At 73.8% G+C, this 16,548-nt stretch carries 19 protein-coding genes; 12 read left to right on the forward strand and 7 right to left on the reverse strand.

All coding sequences use genetic code 11. The annotated features are described in order from the left end of the window. Positions 1 to 113 precede the first annotated feature (113 nt). The 3 genes from JQN84_RS29765 to trxA form a co-directional block, all read right to left on the reverse strand. Positions 114 to 521, reverse strand: a complete 408-nt coding sequence (locus JQN84_RS29765) for a CoA-binding protein (RefSeq protein WP_204961917.1) — start codon at positions 519 to 521, stop codon at positions 114 to 116. A 93-nt stretch (positions 522 to 614) separates the two neighbouring features. After that, positions 615 to 1,661, reverse strand: a complete 1,047-nt coding sequence (locus JQN84_RS29770) for an Rv2578c family radical SAM protein (RefSeq protein WP_204961918.1) — start codon at positions 1,659 to 1,661, stop codon at positions 615 to 617. 84 nt (positions 1,662 to 1,745) lie between these two features. After that, positions 1,746 to 2,108 (reverse strand): thioredoxin, encoded by a 363-nt coding sequence (gene trxA, locus JQN84_RS29775; RefSeq protein WP_088647038.1) that lies wholly within the window; start codon positions 2,106 to 2,108, stop codon positions 1,746 to 1,748. A 645-nt stretch (positions 2,109 to 2,753) separates the two neighbouring features. Here trxA and JQN84_RS29780 point away from each other — a divergent pair. The 10 genes from JQN84_RS29780 (at position 2,754) to JQN84_RS29825 (ending at position 10,758) form a co-directional block, all read left to right on the forward strand. Then, positions 2,754 to 3,245, forward strand: coding sequence for a hypothetical protein (locus JQN84_RS29780; protein ID WP_204961919.1), 492 nt, complete (start codon positions 2,754 to 2,756; stop codon positions 3,243 to 3,245). A gap of 90 nt (positions 3,246 to 3,335) precedes the next feature. Continuing rightward, positions 3,336 to 3,959: a TrmH family RNA methyltransferase gene (locus JQN84_RS29785; RefSeq protein WP_204961920.1), complete on the forward strand. Its 624-nt coding sequence runs from the start codon at positions 3,336 to 3,338 to the stop codon at positions 3,957 to 3,959. A gap of 210 nt (positions 3,960 to 4,169) precedes the next feature. Further along, positions 4,170 to 4,859, forward strand: a complete 690-nt coding sequence (locus JQN84_RS29790; RefSeq protein WP_342747143.1) for a DUF6758 family protein — start codon at positions 4,170 to 4,172, stop codon at positions 4,857 to 4,859. A 116-nt stretch (positions 4,860 to 4,975) separates the two neighbouring features. Beyond that, on the forward strand, positions 4,976 to 5,134 hold the full coding sequence (locus tag JQN84_RS29795; RefSeq protein ID WP_165942702.1) for a hypothetical protein: 159 nt from the start codon (positions 4,976 to 4,978) through the stop codon (positions 5,132 to 5,134). A gap of 6 nt (positions 5,135 to 5,140) precedes the next feature. Continuing rightward, positions 5,141 to 6,007 carry a PH domain-containing protein gene (locus JQN84_RS29800; protein ID WP_204961921.1) on the forward strand — a complete coding sequence of 289 codons (867 nt, stop codon included), beginning with the start codon at positions 5,141 to 5,143 and terminating at the stop codon, positions 6,005 to 6,007. A 103-nt stretch (positions 6,008 to 6,110) separates the two neighbouring features. Further along, complete coding sequence (locus JQN84_RS31815; RefSeq protein ID WP_307821491.1) at positions 6,111 to 7,004, forward strand: SigE family RNA polymerase sigma factor; 894 nt, start codon at positions 6,111 to 6,113, stop codon at positions 7,002 to 7,004. Beyond that, positions 7,001 to 8,251, forward strand: coding sequence for a WD40 repeat domain-containing protein (locus JQN84_RS29810; protein WP_204961922.1), 1,251 nt, complete (start codon positions 7,001 to 7,003; stop codon positions 8,249 to 8,251). The genes JQN84_RS31815 and JQN84_RS29810 overlap by 4 nt, the downstream gene beginning before the upstream one ends. Positions 8,252 to 8,274: 23 nt before the next feature. After that, positions 8,275 to 9,141 (forward strand): PHP domain-containing protein, encoded by an 867-nt coding sequence (locus JQN84_RS29815; protein ID WP_204961923.1) that lies wholly within the window; start codon positions 8,275 to 8,277, stop codon positions 9,139 to 9,141. A 40-nt stretch (positions 9,142 to 9,181) separates the two neighbouring features. Further along, positions 9,182 to 9,796: a MarC family protein gene (locus JQN84_RS29820; protein WP_204961924.1), complete on the forward strand. Its 615-nt coding sequence runs from the start codon at positions 9,182 to 9,184 to the stop codon at positions 9,794 to 9,796. A 125-nt stretch (positions 9,797 to 9,921) separates the two neighbouring features. Continuing rightward, positions 9,922 to 10,758, forward strand: coding sequence for a RecB family exonuclease (locus JQN84_RS29825; protein WP_204961955.1), 837 nt, complete (start codon positions 9,922 to 9,924; stop codon positions 10,756 to 10,758). A 36-nt stretch (positions 10,759 to 10,794) separates the two neighbouring features. On the opposite strand, the gene JQN84_RS29830 is transcribed toward JQN84_RS29825, so the two are convergent. Next, positions 10,795 to 11,649, reverse strand: a complete 855-nt coding sequence (locus JQN84_RS29830) for an oxygenase MpaB family protein (RefSeq protein WP_204961925.1) — start codon at positions 11,647 to 11,649, stop codon at positions 10,795 to 10,797. Positions 11,650 to 11,815: 166 nt separating this feature from the next. Between JQN84_RS29830 and JQN84_RS29835 the strand changes: the two genes are divergently transcribed. Both JQN84_RS29835 and JQN84_RS29840 read left to right on the forward strand, forming a co-directional pair. Further along, positions 11,816 to 12,298 (forward strand): DUF2231 domain-containing protein, encoded by a 483-nt coding sequence (locus JQN84_RS29835; protein ID WP_204961956.1) that lies wholly within the window; start codon positions 11,816 to 11,818, stop codon positions 12,296 to 12,298. Positions 12,299 to 13,437: 1,139 nt separating this feature from the next. Next, a complete protein-coding gene (locus JQN84_RS29840; RefSeq protein ID WP_372444632.1) occupies positions 13,438 to 13,629 on the forward strand; it encodes a hypothetical protein in 192 nt (63 codons plus the stop codon). Positions 13,630 to 13,957: 328 nt separating this feature from the next. Here the strand turns inward: JQN84_RS29840 and JQN84_RS29845 are convergent, their stop codons facing one another. The 3 genes from JQN84_RS29845 to JQN84_RS29855 all read right to left on the reverse strand — a co-directional run bounded on the left by JQN84_RS29845 (position 13,958) and on the right by JQN84_RS29855 (position 16,542). Then, positions 13,958 to 14,215: a hypothetical protein gene (locus JQN84_RS29845; protein ID WP_239486457.1), complete on the reverse strand. Its 258-nt coding sequence runs from the start codon at positions 14,213 to 14,215 to the stop codon at positions 13,958 to 13,960. 872 nt (positions 14,216 to 15,087) lie between these two features. Beyond that, the gene (locus JQN84_RS29850; protein ID WP_239486458.1) at positions 15,088 to 15,537 is read right to left on the reverse strand and encodes an FmdB family zinc ribbon protein; all 450 of its coding nucleotides are present in this window, start codon (positions 15,535 to 15,537) and stop codon (positions 15,088 to 15,090) included. A 360-nt stretch (positions 15,538 to 15,897) separates the two neighbouring features. After that, entirely contained in the window at positions 15,898 to 16,542 is a 645-nt protein-coding gene (locus JQN84_RS29855) for a 5-formyltetrahydrofolate cyclo-ligase (protein ID WP_204961926.1), read from the reverse strand. Between the last annotated feature and the right edge of the window lie 6 nt (positions 16,543 to 16,548).

Raw genomic sequence — 16,548 nt, forward strand, 5'->3', positions numbered from 1 at the left:
CCCGCCCTCCGCCGCAGGTCAGTGGCCTCTCTACGGCGGACGCTACCGGCTGGCGGCGCGGCTTTTCACCCGGTTGACGCCGGGTCACCTCGTCGGGGCGGGTGGGGGACCGGTCAGGGCAGCCGGGAGAGGTCGGCGGCGGCCCGCTCGATGATCAGGCAGCGGTCTTCGACGTAGTCCATGCCGGCCGCCTCGGCGATCCGCCGCGCCTCGGCGGAGACGATGCCGAGCTGGAGCCAGACCGCCGGTGCGCCGATGGTCGCCGCCTGCCGTACCACCTCGACGGCGTCCCGGGCCGGGCGGAAGACGTTCACCAGGTCCATCGGGTGCGGAATGTCGGCGAGCGACGGGTAGGCCCGCTCACCGAACAACTCGTCCACGGTCGGGTTGACCGGAATGATCCGCCAGCCGTACCGCTGCATCTGTGCCGGCACCCGGTGTGCGGCCTTGCCCGGGTCGCGGGACGCGCCCACGACGGCGATCACGGCGGAGTCGGCGAGGAGCTGCTGTGCGGTCCGCATCCGCCGAGCCTAGCCCGATTCCGGGCGGGTGGGACCGGCCCGGCCGCCGGGGCACGGCCCTGCTTGCCCGTCGCGCGCGCTCGACGGGCCTGCTCAGAGCAGGGCGAGCTGTTCGGGGGCGGGTGCGGACGGTGGGGCCGGCACCCGATGGCTGTCGCCGCGCTCGCTCCGGTGCAGGCCGTGCCGGCGGGCCGCGATCCGCACCCGGGCGGTCAACTCCCGCTGGTACGCCTGCGGCGGGTAGGCCCCGGCGCGGTAGAGCTCGCGGTAGCGGGGGACCAGGTGCGGGAACTCCCGGCCCAGCCAGTGCGCGTACCACTGGCGGGCACCGGGGCGCAGGTGCAGGGCCAGCGGCGTGACACCGGTGGCGCCGGCGGCGGCGATGGCCGCGAGGGTGGCGTCGATCGACGCGTCGTCGTCGCTGAGGCCGGGCAGGATCGGCGCCATCAGCACCCCCACCTCGAAGCCGGCGTCGGTGAGCCGGCGGACCGCGTCGAGCCGGCGACGCGGGCTCGGGGTGCCGGGCTCCACCGCCCGCCACAGGGTCTCGTCGACGAAGCCCACCGAGAACGACAGGCTGACCCGGGTGACCTCGGCGGCCTGGCACAGCAGCGGCAGGTCACGCAGGATCAGGGTGCCCTTGGTGAGGATCGAGAACGGGTTGGCGAAGTCCCGCAGCGCCGTGATGATCGGCGGCAGCAGCCGGTAGCGGCCCTCGGCGCGCTGGTAGCAGTCGACGTTGGTGCCCATCGCGATCGGTGCGCCCCGCCACCGCGCGGCGGCCAACTCACGCCGGACCAGCTCCCCGGCGTTGACCTTGACGACCACCTTGCGGTCGAAGTCCGCGCCCGCGTCGAGGTCGAGGTAGGTGTGCGAGTTGCGGGCGAAGCAGTAGACGCAGGCGTGGGTGCAGCCCCGGTACGGGTTGATCGTCCAGCTGAACGGCACCCGCGACCCGGTCGGCACCCGGTTGATGATCGACTTGGCCTGCACCTCGTAGAAGGTCATGCCGGCGAAGTCGGGGGTGTCGAACGTGCGGGTGACCGCGCCGGGCAGCGCCAGCGGCAGGGGTGGCGTCGCTGGCGCTGCCCGGTCGGGACGCTCCTCGTCCGGGGGAGCGGAGAGGTGGTCCCAGCGCATGTCGCTATTCGAACATGTGTGCGAGCGCGACGCAAGTGAAACGCCGACGGCCGGACCGTGGGGCCCGACCGCCGGCGGCGGTGTTCAGTGCTGGTGGTTCGCCAGCTGCTTGCGGACGTCGTCCATGTCCAGGGCCTGGACCTGCTCGATCAGGTTCTCCAGGGCCGACTCGGGCAGCGCGCCGGGCTGGGCGAAGACGATCACGCCGTCCCGGATCGCCATGATCGTCGGGATCGAGCGGATGTCGAACTTGGCGCCCAGTTCCTGCTGCGCCTCGGTGTCGACCTTGCCGAAGGTGATGTCGGGGTGCTTCTCCGACGAGCGCTCGTAGACCGGGGCGAACCGCTTGCACGGGCCGCACCACTCGGCCCAGAAGTCGACCAGCACGATGCCGCTGCTCTCGGTCACCTCGTCGAAGTTGGCCGTGGTCAGCTCAACGGTTGCCATTGGACTCTCCGATCAGCGCGGATTGCTTTTTCCGTCCGGTAGAACCAGGTGGTACCCCGGCAAATTCCCGGGTGGGGCGTGCCGAAACCGGGCCGCTCCGGAGCTCCGATCATGCTCATCGAGCTGCATCTGTCGATGCGCGTGTGCGGACTGCACTTGCACGACGCATTTGCGTGACGGCCCGTGATGGGAGCGTTTCCAGGGAGATCGCCGCCCGGAGCAGCCAACATGCGCGAACTTGTCGCCTGACAAGGTACTACTTCACCTGCAGAGATCGCTCTCTCGTTGATCGTTAGTGACTCTGAGTATTGTTACGAAAAGATAAATGTGACCTCCGTCTCTGTTCGTTCATCGTCGTGGTGGGGCAGAATCTTCGACATCAGAGCGTGGGCGGCGGGTGCCGGGGAGGGCCCCGCCGCTCATTGCGTCTCCCCCCGGATGGGCCCGGGAGTGACATTTTCCTGTCACCCGCCAGCCGAGGTCTCCTTAATCAGCGGTAAGGCGTGTCGAGTCGTACTCGCCGCTGCCCGTCGACGGCGGCGCGCGGGCACCCCGGCCGCGACACCGAACGGCCCACGGGCGCGGATCGCGCCGGGACGAGCCCGTCACCCGTCCGGCGGGCTTATGCTGGCGGCGGAGGTCCTGATGAGCCACTCCCGCGCCGGAGAGCCGCCCTCTGCCGGACGGCGTGCCGCACCGCTGACCACCGCCACCTACTCCGCCACCGAGTGGGAACTGCTCACCACGCTGCCCGGCCGGGTGCTGGTGGCCGCCGCCTCACCCGGCCCCGGTCGCCCGACCCGGGACGTCGCCGCCGGCCTCGTCGGGCTGGACGCTCTCGCCGCCGGCCGGGCCTCCGACAGCGACCTCGTCCGCGCCGTGGTCGCCGCGATCTACGCCCGGCACGACGGCGCGACCGCTGCGGTCGGCGGGCCCACCGGCCCGGCCGACCTGCCACCGGCCTGCCGGGCCGCCGTCCGGGTGCTGCGTCGACGGGCCGACCCCGCGGACTCCGCCGCGTACCGGCAGTGGGTGGAGTCGGTGGCGGTCCGGGTCTGCCGGACCGGTGCCCCCGACCCCACCGACAGGTGGTTCCTGGAACGCCTCGGCGACGCGTTGGGGCTGCGCGGGCGGTGAGGGCACCCCGGACCCGTGCGCACCCCCTGGGGTGACACCGGTCGGGGTGGCCTACGGGGGTCGCGGCGGCGGCCGTACCCTCTTGGAACCGTGACCGAGGACCAGCTCGACGTGGGTGTCGGACCGTGGCCGGGCGACCCGCCTGACGACCCGCGCTACGACCCGGAGCTGCTCGCCGCCGGCGACCGGCGCAACGTGGTGGACCGCTACCGCTACTGGCGGCGGGAGGCCGTCGTGGCCGACCTGGACGCCCGGCGGCACGACTTCCACGTGGCCATCGAGAACTGGCAGCACGACTTCAACATCGGCACGGTGGTGCGCAACGCCAACGCCTTCCTCGCGGCCGAGGTGCACATCGTCGGGCTGCGCCGGTGGAACCGTCGGGGTGCCATGGTCACCGACCGGTACCAGCACGTCAGGCACCATCCGACCATCGAGGAGTTCGTCGGCTGGGCCGCCGGGCAGGAGCTGCCGGTGGTCGGCATCGACAACCTGCCCGGTTCCCGGCCGTTGGAGACGATCACCCTGCCCCGGCGTTGCGTGCTGCTCTTCGGCCAGGAGGGGCCGGGGCTGTCCGCCGCCGCCCGCGCCGCCTGCGACCAGCTCTTCTCGATCGCCCAGTACGGCTCGACCCGGTCGATCAACGCCGGGGTGGCCAGCGGCATCGCCATGCACGCCTGGGTACGCGCCCACGCCGCCGCCCCGCCCGCCTGACCCGCCCGCCCTGCACCCGCCCGCCTGGCCCGCACCCGCCCGCCCCGCACCGGGCCGGCGTCCCCGCCCCGGCGACCGGCACTCGCGCCGGGCGGCCGGCCCCGGGAAATCGCCGCGTGGGCGCTGAGGTGCGGAAAGGGGCGGCACGTTCGTGGCGGCGGCTTGACGCCGGGCGCGTCGCCGGGCCACGGTGGGGATGTGAGTGTCGTGGTGAGTTGTCCGAGGTGTGCGGGTCAGGTACGCCCACCGGACCTGATGCACGGTGAGTCGCGTTGCGTCAGGTGCGGACCGGTGGCCCCGCTGCACGTGCCCGAGCACATCGACGCCGACATCGTGGCGAGCGTGGTGGACCGGGTGGCGGCAGAGAGCGACCCGCAGCGGCCCGCGCTGCCCCTGTGGTGCCCGTGGCCGCTGCCGTCCGGCTGGACGGTGACCGGGGTGGCCTGGGCCGGCGACGAGGCCGGTGGCGTGCGGGCCACGGCCGTCGCGTGCGCCGGGCCGGCCCCGCTCGGCGGTGGACCGGCCGAACTGGTCCTGGTGGCCGAGGAGCCGGGAGTGGGATTGGGCACCCGGTTCGCCGGGGTGGCCGGCCCGGATCCCGGTCCAGAGTTGACGGAGGTGCTGGCCGGGCCCGGTCCCGGCCCTGGTCACCCCGAGCATGTCGAGCCGGCGCGGATCAGGGTCGGGGGCCATCCGACTCCACTGTGGTTAATCAATTCGGCAACGGATCGAAGCGCGTACGCCGGTGAGGCTCGGGGAATGTGGCTCCATGCGATAGCCTGGCCGGCGAGCGCGGGTCACCTCCTCGCGGAAGATGTCGTCCTGCACGACCTCACCGAGTGGACTCCGCCCGAGCTCGTGTACGGCGCTCCGTCCCCGTACCTGCACGGAGGGGCTTGACGGCCCTCCCGGCGAGTCGGAGATGGGACGCAGATATTCACGCTACGGCATCATGCTGATACTCTGGGTGCCGCTGCGGTAAACGGACCCGGCGCCGCGCGAGAGGATGGCCCGCTATGGTCAAGAAGGTCCTCACCTGGGCCGGTATCGCATTCTTGATCTTCTTCGTTGCCTACCGGCCAAACTCGGCAGCGGACGTCTTCAAGTCGCTCGGCGGTGGCATCGTGGACATCGCCCAGGGCTTCGGCGACTTCTTCACGAGCCTCGTCGCCTAACCCCCGATGGGCAGCCCCTCCGGACCCCCGTTCGACCCGGACGATCCCGGCCGGGACCGCCGGGAGCGGGACACCGAGCCGATCCCGAGGTACCGACCCGACGACGGGCCGGCCTACGGGGCCGGGGCGGGACCCACCGGCGGACCGTCCTTCTCGGACGACGCCGGCTACGGCGACGTCCCGGGATTCGGTGGTCAGGGGCGGACCTGGGTCCGCGATCCGGAAGCCGGCTACCAACAGCCGGTCATCTCCGAAGAGGAGCTGGCCGGCCTGCGGTCCGACGCCCAGGGCATGACACCCCGCCGGGTGCTGCCCCTGGAGGACGAGCCCAGTTCCCTGGTCGCCCGCTACCTCTTCCCCACCGAGCGCTACCGGGGCGAGTGGAAGCGGCACTGGATCCACCTCGCCACCCCGATCGTCGTCGGCGTGGCGGCCACCTTCGTTCTCGGCTACCTCTCCGGCTTCCTCGCCGGGCAGGACGTCGGCGCCCTCACCACCATCGCCGTGCTGCTCTGGTTCGCGGTGATGGGCTGGGTGGCGTGGAAGGTCGCCGACTGGTGGTACGACCGGTTCATCCTGACCAACAAGCGGGTCATGGTGGTCAACGGCATCGTCACCCGCAAGGTCGCCATGATGCCGCTGGCCCGGGTCACCGACATGAAGTACGAGCAGACCCCCACCGGCCGCGCCCTCAACTACGGCACCTTCGTGCTCGAGTCCGCCGGCCAGGAGCAGGCGCTGCGGGAGATCAAGAATCTGCCCAACCCGAACGAGCTCTACCTGCGGGTCGTCGAGGAGATGTACGAGCCGCAGGCGGTCGAGGCCCGGCTGGGCAAGGAGGCCGACGAGGCGAAGGCCGACGACGGCGCCTGAACGGTTTCGTCCGTCCGGAGGGCGAACTGCCTCCCTTCCGCCGTCGACCGGACCCGGTCCGGCGTGACAGCCTGCCAGGCAGGACGGGGTGCGGAGGTGAGCGGTGGGCCGGGATCCGCTGGAGGACGAGTTCCGTGACTTCGTCGCGGCGCGCTCCGGTGCCCTGCTGCGTACCGCGTACCTGCTCGCCGGGGACTGGGCCACCGCCGAGGACCTGCTCCAGACCGCGCTGACCAAGACGTACCTGGCCTGGCGGCGGCTGGGCGGGATCGAGGCGGTCGAGCCGTACGCCCGGCGGGTCATGGTCAACACGTCCACGAGCTGGTGGCGGCGTCGGTGGCACGGTGAGCGCCCCACCGAGGTGCTGCCCGAGCGGGCCGGAGTCGACGAGATCGAGCAGCAGCTCGACCGGGACGCCCTCTGGCGGCACCTGCGCAGGTTGCCTGCCCGGCAGCGGGCGGTGCTGGTGCTGCGCTACTACGAGGACCTGTCGGAGGCCCAGACGGCGGCCCTGCTGGAGATCTCCCCGGGCACGGTGAAGAGCCAGACGTCGCGCGCCCTGAACACCCTGCGCCGCCGGCTCGCCGCCGAAGGACTGCCCGACCTCGCCGCCGACCCGACCGGCCGCCCCACCCCGACGGCCCGCCCGGCCACCTCCGCCCGGCCCTCCCGCGCCGCCCGTACCCCGTCGTCCGACCGGGCCACCGGCGGCACCCCGACGCCCACGCCGGGCCGGACCCCGGCCGGTGGACGCCGACGCGCCGGCCCGCCGGTGCAGGTGGCGGGGTCGCCCGCCGCGGAGCACGCCGGGGCGTTGCCCGACCGCGCCGGCACGCCGTCCGCCCTGACCCCCGCCGGTGGGCGGCCCACCCGGGCCGGGGCCACCCCGTCGGTAGCGGCACCCGCCGGGACCGGCGACGACCCGGCGACGGCCCGGCCGGTCGGCGCGGGGACCCGACCCGAACCGACCACCGCGCTCGCTGCGGAGAGCCGATGAAACCCTCCTCACCCCGGTCGGACAACCAGACCGGCACCCCCGAGCGTCCATTCGCCGTGACGCACGACGAGCCGCTGGAGCAGGCGCTGCGGGAGACCCTCGCCCAGCGGGTCGCCGTACCGCACCGGCTGCCCGTCGACCCGGCCGGGACGGCGCTCGGGCGGGCCCGTCGGGCGCGACGACGGCGTACGGCCGCCGGACTCGCCCTGGCCGGTGTGGCGACCGCACTGCTCACCGGGGGGATGACCCAGCTCGCTGGGCAGGCGGGCCGCCCCACCACCCCGACCGTGGTGCTCGGCGACCCGCGCGAGGTGGCCAGCCTGTCCGCCGGCCCGGTCGCGCCCGCCCCGCCACAGACACCCGCCGACGGCGGGGTCGACCTGATCGTCGCCGGTGCCCTGGTCACCGTCGCCGGGCAGCGGTACGACCTGGGCGTCGGGCCGGTCGAACGCGCGCAACGGCTGCCCGAACACGGCGGCTGGCTGCTGACCGGGGCGGTCACCGCGGCCGGCCGTACCCTCTGGATGGTGCCCGCCGGCGGTGAGTCCCGGGCGTTGCTCGCCGGGGTGGACGAGATCGCCCTGTCACCCGACGGGCGGCAGGTGGCCTGGCGGGACGACGGCCGGCTCTTCGCCGCCGGGATCGTCGCCGGTCAGCTCGTCGCCTTCGTCGCGGGACCGCCCGCCGACGCGGTGCCGGTCCGGTTCGTCGGCGACCGGGTGCTGCTGCGGTCCGGTTCCGTCTCCGGCCACCGGTGGTGGCGGCCGACGCCTGGCGGGTCACCCGGGCCCGTCGCCCCGGACGTCCTCGACGTCTACGGGACCAGACCGGACGGCCGGCTGGTCGCCCGGGTACGCGCCGGGGCCCGGAACTGTCTGGCCGTGCTCGACCCCGACCTCACCCCGGCCACCACCAGGTGCGCGCCGACGCCCGCTGCCGACGGCCGGGGTGTGGTCTCCCCCGACGGGCGTTGGTTGCTGGTCAACGGCCGGCTCGCCGGGGCGGACGGCGCGGTCCTGGTCGACCTGGCCGGCACCGCCCCGCCGTCGCGGACCGTCGGCCCGGTGATCGACGGCGTGGTGACCTGGACGGACACCCGCACGGCGGCGTACGTCGACCGGGACGGTGCACTGGTCCGGCTGCGCCCCGACGAGGCGCTGGCGGGCCAGCCGACCAGCTCGACCCCGGTCGCCGGGGCCGGTGACGGCGTCCGGCCGGTGCTGGTGACCGGTGCCGATCCGGGGTGACCTGCCCGGGTAGCGTCGGGATCATGCCCGCGCGCCCGTTGATCGACCTGCACGCCCACTCCACCGCCAGCGACGGCACGCTGGGCCCGGCCGAACTGGTCCGGGCCGCCGCCGACGCCGGGTTGGACGTGGTGGCGATCACCGACCACGACACCACCGCCGGGTGGGCGGCGGCGGTCGACGCGCTGCCGGCCGGGCTCAGCCTCGTCCGGGGTGCGGAACTGTCCTGTCGCTGGCAGGGTGCCGAGCCGGCGCTCCCGCTGCACCTGCTGGCGTACCTGTTCGACCCGGAACATCCCGAACTGGTCGCCGAGCTGGCCCGAGTACGGCAGGCCCGGGAGGTGCGCGGGGAACGGATCGTCGAGCTGCTGCGCGCCGACGGGATCGACGTCAGCTGGACGCAGATCATGGCCGCCGCCGACGGGGGCACGGTCGGCCGCCCGCACATCGCCGCCGCGCTGATCCGGGCCGGCCTGGTCGCCACCACCACCGAGGCGTTCGGCCCGCAGTGGTTGGGGCAGCGGTACCGGCTACCCAAGGAGGACACCGACGTGTTCCGGGCCGTCGCCCTGGTCCGGGCGGCCGGCGGCGTGCCGGTGTTCGCCCACCCCCGAGCCAGCCGGCGGGGGCGGATCGTCCCCGACTCGTTGATCGCCGAGCTGGCCGAGGCGGGGCTCGCCGGCCTGGAAGCCGACCACGAGGACCACACCCCCGAAGAGGCGGAGTACGTCCGGCAGCTCGCCGCCGACCTGGGCCTGCTGGTCACCGGCTCGTCGGACTTCCACGGCAGCCACAAGACCGTCCGGCTGGGCGCGCACACCACCGCCGTGGAGGCGTACGAGCGGATCGTCGCGGCGGCCTCCGGAGTGACCGGCGTCGCTTCCGGGTGATCCGCGTTTCGCCTGCCAGCGGCACCGCTACCCTCGTCCGGTGGATCTCAAGCTCTTCGGTGAGGTCTTCGTGACCCTGCTGGTCATCGTCGACCCGCCGGGCATGATGCCGATCTTCCTCGCCCTGACCGGCCCGCTGCCGGCCCGTGACCGTAACCGGGCCGCCTGGCAGGCGGTCGCGTTGGCGCTCGGCGTCATCGTGGTCTTCGCCGTCGCCGGCCAGACCCTCCTCGCCTACCTGCACGTGGACCTGCCGGCGTTGCAGGCGGCCGGTGGCCTGCTGCTGATCCTGGTGGCGCTGGAACTGCTCACCGGCAAGGCCGACGACCCCAGCCAGCAGGTCACCTCCAACATCGCCCTGGTGCCGCTGGGCACCCCGCTGCTGGCCGGTCCCGGCGCGATCGTGGCGACCATGCTCTTCGTGCAGCAGTCCGAGGGCGTCGGGCAGGTCTCGGCGATCGCCGCCGCGATCGTCGCGGTGATGCTGGCGGTCTGGGTGGTGCTGCGGTTCTCCGGCGGGATCGTCAAGATCCTCCGACCGGGCGGCATCGAGGTGCTGACCCGGATCGCCGGCCTCCTGCTGGCGGCCATCGCCGTGCAGCTCATCGCCGACGCGGTGGCCGCCTTCGTCACCCAGTACGTGAACATGAGCTGATCCGCCGTCGTGCCGCCGTCGGGCTGTCGTACCGGGCTGGCAGGATCACGGGGGTGCGACGAGCCTCCTCCGCCGGTACCCCCCGGCCCCGCTCCGGCCAACCCGAGCAACTCGGCTTCGCCGGCATGCCCGAACGGCTCTTCACCTGCACACCCAGCAAGCTCGGCGCGTACGCCGACTGCCCCCGCCGCTACCGCTACGCCTACCTCGACCGGCCCGCCCCGCCGAAGGGCCCGCCGTGGGCGCACAACTCGCTCGGCGCGAGCGTGCACACCGCCCTGAAGAACTGGTATGCGCTGCCTGCCGACCGGCGGCGTCCCGAGGCGCTGCCCGCCCTGCTCAAGGGCACCTGGGTCCGCGAGGGCTACCGCGACGACGAGCAGGAACGCGCGGCCTACCAGCGGGCGCTGGGCTGGCTGGAGGGGTACGTCGCGACCCTCGACCCCGGCGACGACCCGCTGGGCGTGGAACGGGTGGTCGCCGTCAAGACGGCGGTGCTGGCCTTCAACGGGCGGGCCGACCGGATCGACTCCCGCCCCGGCCCGGACGGCCCCGAACTGGTCATCGTCGACTACAAGACCGGCCGTACCGGGCTGGACGCCGACGACGCACGCGGCTCGCAGGCGCTCGCCCTCTACGCGTACGCCGCCGAGCGGACGTTCCGCCGGCCCTGCCGCCGGGTGGAGCTGCACCACCTGCCGACCGGCACCGTCGCCGGGCACGACCACACCGACGAGTCGCTGGCCCGGCAGCTCAGCCGCGCCGAGGACACCGCCCGGGACATCATGGCCGCCGAGCGGGCGGTCACCGACGGGGCCGACCCGGACGAGGCGTTCCCCGCCGTCGCCGGGCCCCGGTGCGGCTGGTGCGACTACCGGCGTACCTGCCCGGTCGGCGCGCAGACCCCCGGCCGCGAGCCCTGGTCGGCGATCGACCGCCCCGCCGCTCCGGTGGCCGAGTGACCGGCCGTCCGCGTCGTGGCGATCCGACCGGGGTGGTCAGGCGGCGGCGGTGAGGCGGGCGGCACGGGTCTTCGCCGCCTGCTGGATCGGGCTCTCCCGCCAGTTGCGGGGCAGCGCCGCCAGGGCCAGCCGCAACGTCCGGACACTCAGGTCGGCCGACAGCGCGGTGGTGGGCAGCCCCAGCCCGCCGTAGAGCCGCAGCGCCCATGGCGGCAGCAGCCCGAGCGCCGTGCCGGCCACCCCGAAGTACGCCCAGCGTGGCGGCCCCAGACTCAGCCCCAGGCGGGCCGGCCGGCTGAGTTTCCACGGGATCGGCGGGGCGGTCAGGAACAGCGCGGTCTCGGCCGCCTCCTTCGTCATCCGCAGCTCGGGCCGGACCGTCCGGTAGTAGTCGGCCACCTCGGCGGCGCTGCCCGGCACCCCGGCCGGGTCCAGCCCCACCAGCGCGGCGGCCCGCCGCTGCTCGGCGTAGTACCCGTCGACCTCGGCGTCGGTCAGCGACAGGCCGGCCCGGCGGGCGGTGCTGACGAACGACTCGACCTCGGTGACGTGCACCCAGCGCAGCAGGTCCGGCTCGTCGATCCGGAACCGCTCCCCGGTGAACAGGTCGGTGGCGCGCAGCCGGCCGTGCAGGGCCCGCAACCGCCGGCCGGCCCGCTCGGCCTCGGCGGTGGTGCCGTAGACGACCGTGTCGACGTACGTGCCGGTGCGGACCAGCCGCCCCCAGGCGTCCGACCGGTAGTTGCTGTTCTGGGCCACCCCGGCCATCGCCCGTGGGTGCAGGGCCTGGAGGTAGAGGGAACGCAGGCCGGCGACGATCAGGATCGGCTCGTCGTGCACCTTCCAGGTGACCGAACCGGGACCGAAGAGGCCGAGATCGTCGGTGTCCACCCGTCAACAGTGCCACGCCCGGACGGGAACCGCCGGCCGTCGGGACGCTGCCCGGGACGCCACCGGGCGGGATGAACCGGACCGGTCTTCGCCGCGTGTACGCCTGAGGGGCAGGTCGCGACGTACGCTGTCTGCCGCAACCCGCATTCCACGCTCGGAGGTGTCGGTGTTCAAGGAGATCAACGGTCTGCCCGGTCACGTTCTGGTGGTCCACGCCGTGGTGGTGTTCGTGCCACTGCTCGCGCTGCTGGCCAGCGCGTACGGGCTGATGCCCCGCTGGCGGCCCCGGCTCGACTGGGCGGTGGCCATCCTGGCCTTGGTCACCCCGGTCCTCGCCTGGGTGGCGACCGAGTCGGGGGAGGCGTTCGAGGCGGCGCTGCGGGCGAAGGGCTACTCGCCGGAACTGCTCGCCAAGATCCACGAGCATTCCGAGTACGGCGAGACGCTTCAATGGTTCACCATCGGCCTGGCCGTGGCGGCGTTGCTGCTGCTGGCGGTGACCAGCAACCGGGTGCGTACCCCGAACCTGCCCGCCTGGACGACCTGGGCCCTGACCGCGATCACCGTGGTGCTGGCCGTGTTCGCCCTGGTCTACGTCTATCTCACCGGGGACAGCGGTGCCGCCTCGGTGTGGAGCAACACCTTCTGACCGGTGACCCGGGCGGGTCGGGGCCGCGCCGGACGGCGGTGTCGTCGGGCGCCCCGCCGTCCGGCGACGGTCAGAACAGCGCTCGGGAACAGAGCAGGCAGAGCAGCACCAGCAGCACGCCCCCGACCACCGCGCCGACACTCCAGGTGATCCGTTGCGCCTGTTGCTCCGCGGCGTCCATCGCCTCCATGTCCTGCGCCGGCAGGGTGCGGGCCGGGGTCGCCGCCAGGTGTACGGGGGGACGCCAGCCCGGCGGCGGGGGCGTGGTCGGCGGCGGCCCGGCGTAACCAGCCGTGCCCGCCTGCCGCGCGCCCGCCCACCGTGGCCCTGACGCGGGCCTGTTCGGTTCCGGTACCGCTGGGCCCGTCCCCGGCTCGGACGTTCCCGTCCCGGGTCCCGTCCTGGCCGGCGTGTCCGCAGCGGGCTGGACGGGCGGTGGGGCGGGCTGGGCGGGCGGTGGAGCGGACGAGGAAGCCGGAAGACCCGACGCGGATCCGTCGGCCGGGACGGTCCAGGGCGAGGGTTCCACGTCGGTCATGGTTCCGGACCCGGCTCCTGTTCCCTCTTCCGGGCCGGCTGCGGCTGCGGTGGTTCCCTCCTTCATGCCGGCTCCGGCGTTGCTCACTCCCGTGCCGGCTGCGGAGTCTGGCCTTTCCGCGTCGGCTTCGGCTCCGCTGGATGCCTGCCCGGGACCTGTTGGGGTAGTCCCGTGTGTACCCGACCCGTCGGTGGTGGGCGGGTGTGACCGGGGGGACGGGGCGGAGTCCGTCCGTTCCGTCGTACCCGCGTCGCCCGACGGGGGCGTCGGTCCGGTGGGGGGCTGTGTGGGTGGGCGTCGCCAGTACTCGTCCTCGGGGCTGGCACCGCTGGGCGTCGTCACGCCGTCCGACGCTACCAACGCGGCGACCCGGTCAGGCGGTTCGACCCGGCGGTCTTCGACTGGGGCAACCTGCGGACTGACGGCGGTACGGTCGGCTTCATCCCGGCTCGGGGTGGCCCCACCAGTCTGGCGGCTCATCTCCGGCCTGCGGCCTGACTCGCCGGGGGGTCGGTGTCGGGGTCCGGTCCGCTGCGGTTCGGACGGCTGCCGGACAGGAACCTTCCGGGGTACGTCGGGGTGGAACCGGTGCGGGGTAGTGTTGCCGATCGTGATCCCCGAGGACCCGGCCGGGCATGGTGTGCCCGGCGACGACGACCGTACGGTCGACCTCAGCGACGACTTCGTGGTGCTGCCCGAGCAGACCACCGACGACACCGACTTCGGTTGGGGTGAGCGCCGGGGCGGCAACGACGACTGGTTGCTCGCCGAACGCCCTCCGCACTGGAGCTGACCACCCGGAGCCGCCCCCGGCCGGGCATGATCTTGGCAAGATCCACTGGCCTCCACCCGGTGCGGCGCCCACTGGCGGGGCTGGCGCTGAACGGGGTCACCGGGTGCTGGCCGTCGGCATGGATCCGCAGGGCACCCTGACTTGCCGGACGGGCTACGACGAGGTGCCGAGGGTCGACCGGCGTGCCCGTCGCGGACGCGCTACGGGTGCGCGCTGACGGGCCGGCGGAGCCGGCCAAAGTGATCGTGTCGTCCGCATGGGAGCGTGACCTGGCCTCGTGGACCGACCTGATGCCGGGCGGCACGCCGCAGACCCCCCGGCGGTTGGATCATCTCCGGATGACGACACTGAACCGGCTGCCCTCCGGCTGGCTGACGGAGCGCTGCGCCTGATCGGGCGGGACCGCCAGGTAGAGCGCGGACGAGCCGTCGGCGGCGTCCCCACCCACCACGTCGAGCACCAGCGCGTCGGCTGCCAGCAGAACCGTCTCGCCGGCGTCCCGTCCCGCCGGTAACACGAGCAGGTCGACCCGCGCGCCGGGGCGCAACACCGCGAGGGCGGCCGGCTCGGCCAGGCGTACGGGCACGCCGACGAAGCCGCTCGGCAGTGGCAGTGCAGCCGGAGCGACCCCGTCGACGGATCGATCACGGTTGGCCGGGGACCGGCCGCCATCCTGCCCATGGGGGACGGCGACCCCGTCGGCACCCGTACGCCTGTGGGGCGCGGCGGGGCCGGGCGGGTCCGCGGAGGCAGAACCGTCGGCCCCGCGGTCCGGTGCGGCAGTGCAGCCGATCGCGCTGAATGTCGTGCCCGGGAGGACTACCGAATCGGCAGGCCCCCGCCTGTCGGCAGGTCCCTTCACAACGGCAAGACCCGTCACGCCGGCAGGTCTCTCCAGGCCGGTGGGGCCTCGCGTACCGGCAGGTTCCTGCGTACCGGTGGGGCCGGTCGACCCGGTAGGGCCCTTCGCGTCGTAGATCCCCGCCGCGACCGGGAACCTCATGGTCGGGGAAGCACCGGGGGCGCAGTCCTCCGGAGCGTCCAGGACGATCACCGCCAGCCCCAGCAGAACGGCCACCAGTGCCGCACGCAGCAGGGTCGCCCCACCCGGCCGACGCGGCCAGCGGAACGGTCGTAGCGAGCCGTGACCGTCCGCGCCGCTGGCCGCCATGCTCCACCTCCGCTGTCCACCGGGACGCCGCGGTGGCGTCCCGGCTCAGCAGGTTAGGCGGAAACTGCACACCTCACGAGCCGTCGTCCACAGCCTGTGGACAACGGCTCGCCCTGTGGAAAACCCCACCCCGCCCGCCACCCCGGCCCAGCTCGGTGATCAAGAGCTTTGCGTCAGCTGATCAAGAGGTTTACGTCATCCGTAGAGATCAACTTGACGTAAACCTCTTGATCAACTCGGGTGGCCGGGGGTGGGGGTGGGGGTGGGAGGGGGGAGGGAGGGGGGGGTTAGGAGGAGGTGCTGGGGGCGGGGGACTTGGTGGGGCTGGGGGAACCGGAGCCGGACGACGGCGAGCCGGAGGCCGAGGACCCGCCCGAGCTGGGCGACGAGCCCGAGCTGGACGAGCCCGAGTTGGACGACGAGCCGGAACCGGAGGAGTCTCCGCCGGACGAGGAGCCCTCCGACTTCGTCGGCTTCGCCGCGCCGCTCTTGCCCTCGCTGCCGGAGGCCCGGGAGTCGGTGCGGTAGAAGCCGGAGCCCTTGAACACGACCCCGACCGAGTTGAAGACCTTGCGCAGCCGCCCCTCGCACGCGGGGCACTCGGTCAGCGGATCGTCGGAGAACGACTGCACCGCCTCGAGCTGGTGGCCGCACGCGGTGCAGGCGTACTGGTACGTGGGCACGTTCTCCTCCGGATCTGGTACGGCCGGTTGGCACTCGACGTATTCGAGTGCCAATGGTGCGTCATCGGACCCGGGTTCGTCCAGCGGACGTGATCGTCATCCGCCCGCCGGGCGTCCGTGCACCCCGGCCCGCCAGCTACGGACCACACTCCACCAGTGGCCCCGACATCGACCCGGGCTCCGACATCGTGCCGGACCACCACATCGACCGGCCCGCAACCGGCCGAAGCCCACGACACCGCCGACCGGGTCGTCACCCGGCCGAAGCCCACGACATCGCCGGCCGGCCCGCACCCGGCCGAAGCCCACACATCAGCCGACCCGCACCCGCCGACGCCCCGACATCGAGCCGACCACAGCATCGAGCCCGACCACAGCATGAACCCGACCACAGCATCGACCCGGACCACGGCGTCAACCCACCACATGATCGACGGGGCCGGGCGGCGGGAGCGTGAGCAACCCGTCCGCCGGGGTGAGCGCGGCGCCCACCGGCCGGTCGTGCGGCTGGCCGGGCAGCTCCGGGAGCAGTTCGCCGTCGTGTAGCAGCGCCACGGTCAGGGTGGTCGCCGGCACCCGGGCCAGGGCCCGGTCGTAGGAGCCGCCGCCCCGACCCAGCCGCAGCCCGCGCCGGTCCACCGCCAGCGCGGGCACCACCACCAGGGAGGCCCCGACGATCGCCGCCCGCCCCCGCCGGGGTCCGCCCGGTTCGCGCATGCCCCGGCCGGCGGCGACCAGGGTGTCCGGTCCGGCGTACGGGGCCCAGTCCAGGTCGAGGTCGTCGCACAGCACCGGCAGCAGCAGTTCCGCCCCGGCCGGCAATGCGGCCCGCAGCACGTCGGGCAGGTCGGGGCCGCCCGGCTCGGAGCCGACCGGCACGTACCCGGTCATCCTGGTCGGCCGCAGCCGGCGTACCAGTGCGGTCAGCTCGGCCTGCACGCGCGCCGCAGCGGCGGCCCGCTGTGCTGCGGTGAGCGCCCGGCGGCGGGCGAGCAGCGCGGTCCGTGTCTCGCGTTTGGCCGCGTGGGCGACGTCCGCTCCATCAGAAAAATCGGGCACGCAACA

Source organism: Micromonospora humidisoli, from assembly GCF_016900955.1.
Taxonomy (GTDB): domain Bacteria; phylum Actinomycetota; class Actinomycetes; order Mycobacteriales; family Micromonosporaceae; genus Micromonospora; species Micromonospora wenchangensis.

Coding starts and splice junctions, on each gene's coding strand:
- JQN84_RS29800 (WP_204961921.1), top strand. CDS start 5,141: ATGGGCAGCCCCTCCGGACCCCCGTTCGACCCGGACGATCCCGGCCGG.
- JQN84_RS29765 (WP_204961917.1), bottom strand. CDS start 521: ATGCGGACCGCACAGCAGCTCCTCGCCGACTCCGCCGTGATCGCCGTC.
- JQN84_RS29780 (WP_204961919.1), top strand. CDS start 2,754: ATGAGCCACTCCCGCGCCGGAGAGCCGCCCTCTGCCGGACGGCGTGCC.
- JQN84_RS29815 (WP_204961923.1), top strand. CDS start 8,275: ATGCCCGCGCGCCCGTTGATCGACCTGCACGCCCACTCCACCGCCAGC.
- JQN84_RS29770 (WP_204961918.1), bottom strand. CDS start 1,661: ATGCGCTGGGACCACCTCTCCGCTCCCCCGGACGAGGAGCGTCCCGAC.
- JQN84_RS29810 (WP_204961922.1), top strand. CDS start 7,001: ATGAAACCCTCCTCACCCCGGTCGGACAACCAGACCGGCACCCCCGAG.
- JQN84_RS29825 (WP_204961955.1), top strand. CDS start 9,922: ATGCCCGAACGGCTCTTCACCTGCACACCCAGCAAGCTCGGCGCGTAC.
- JQN84_RS29795 (WP_165942702.1), top strand. CDS start 4,976: ATGGTCAAGAAGGTCCTCACCTGGGCCGGTATCGCATTCTTGATCTTC.
- trxA (WP_088647038.1), bottom strand. CDS start 2,108: ATGGCAACCGTTGAGCTGACCACGGCCAACTTCGACGAGGTGACCGAG.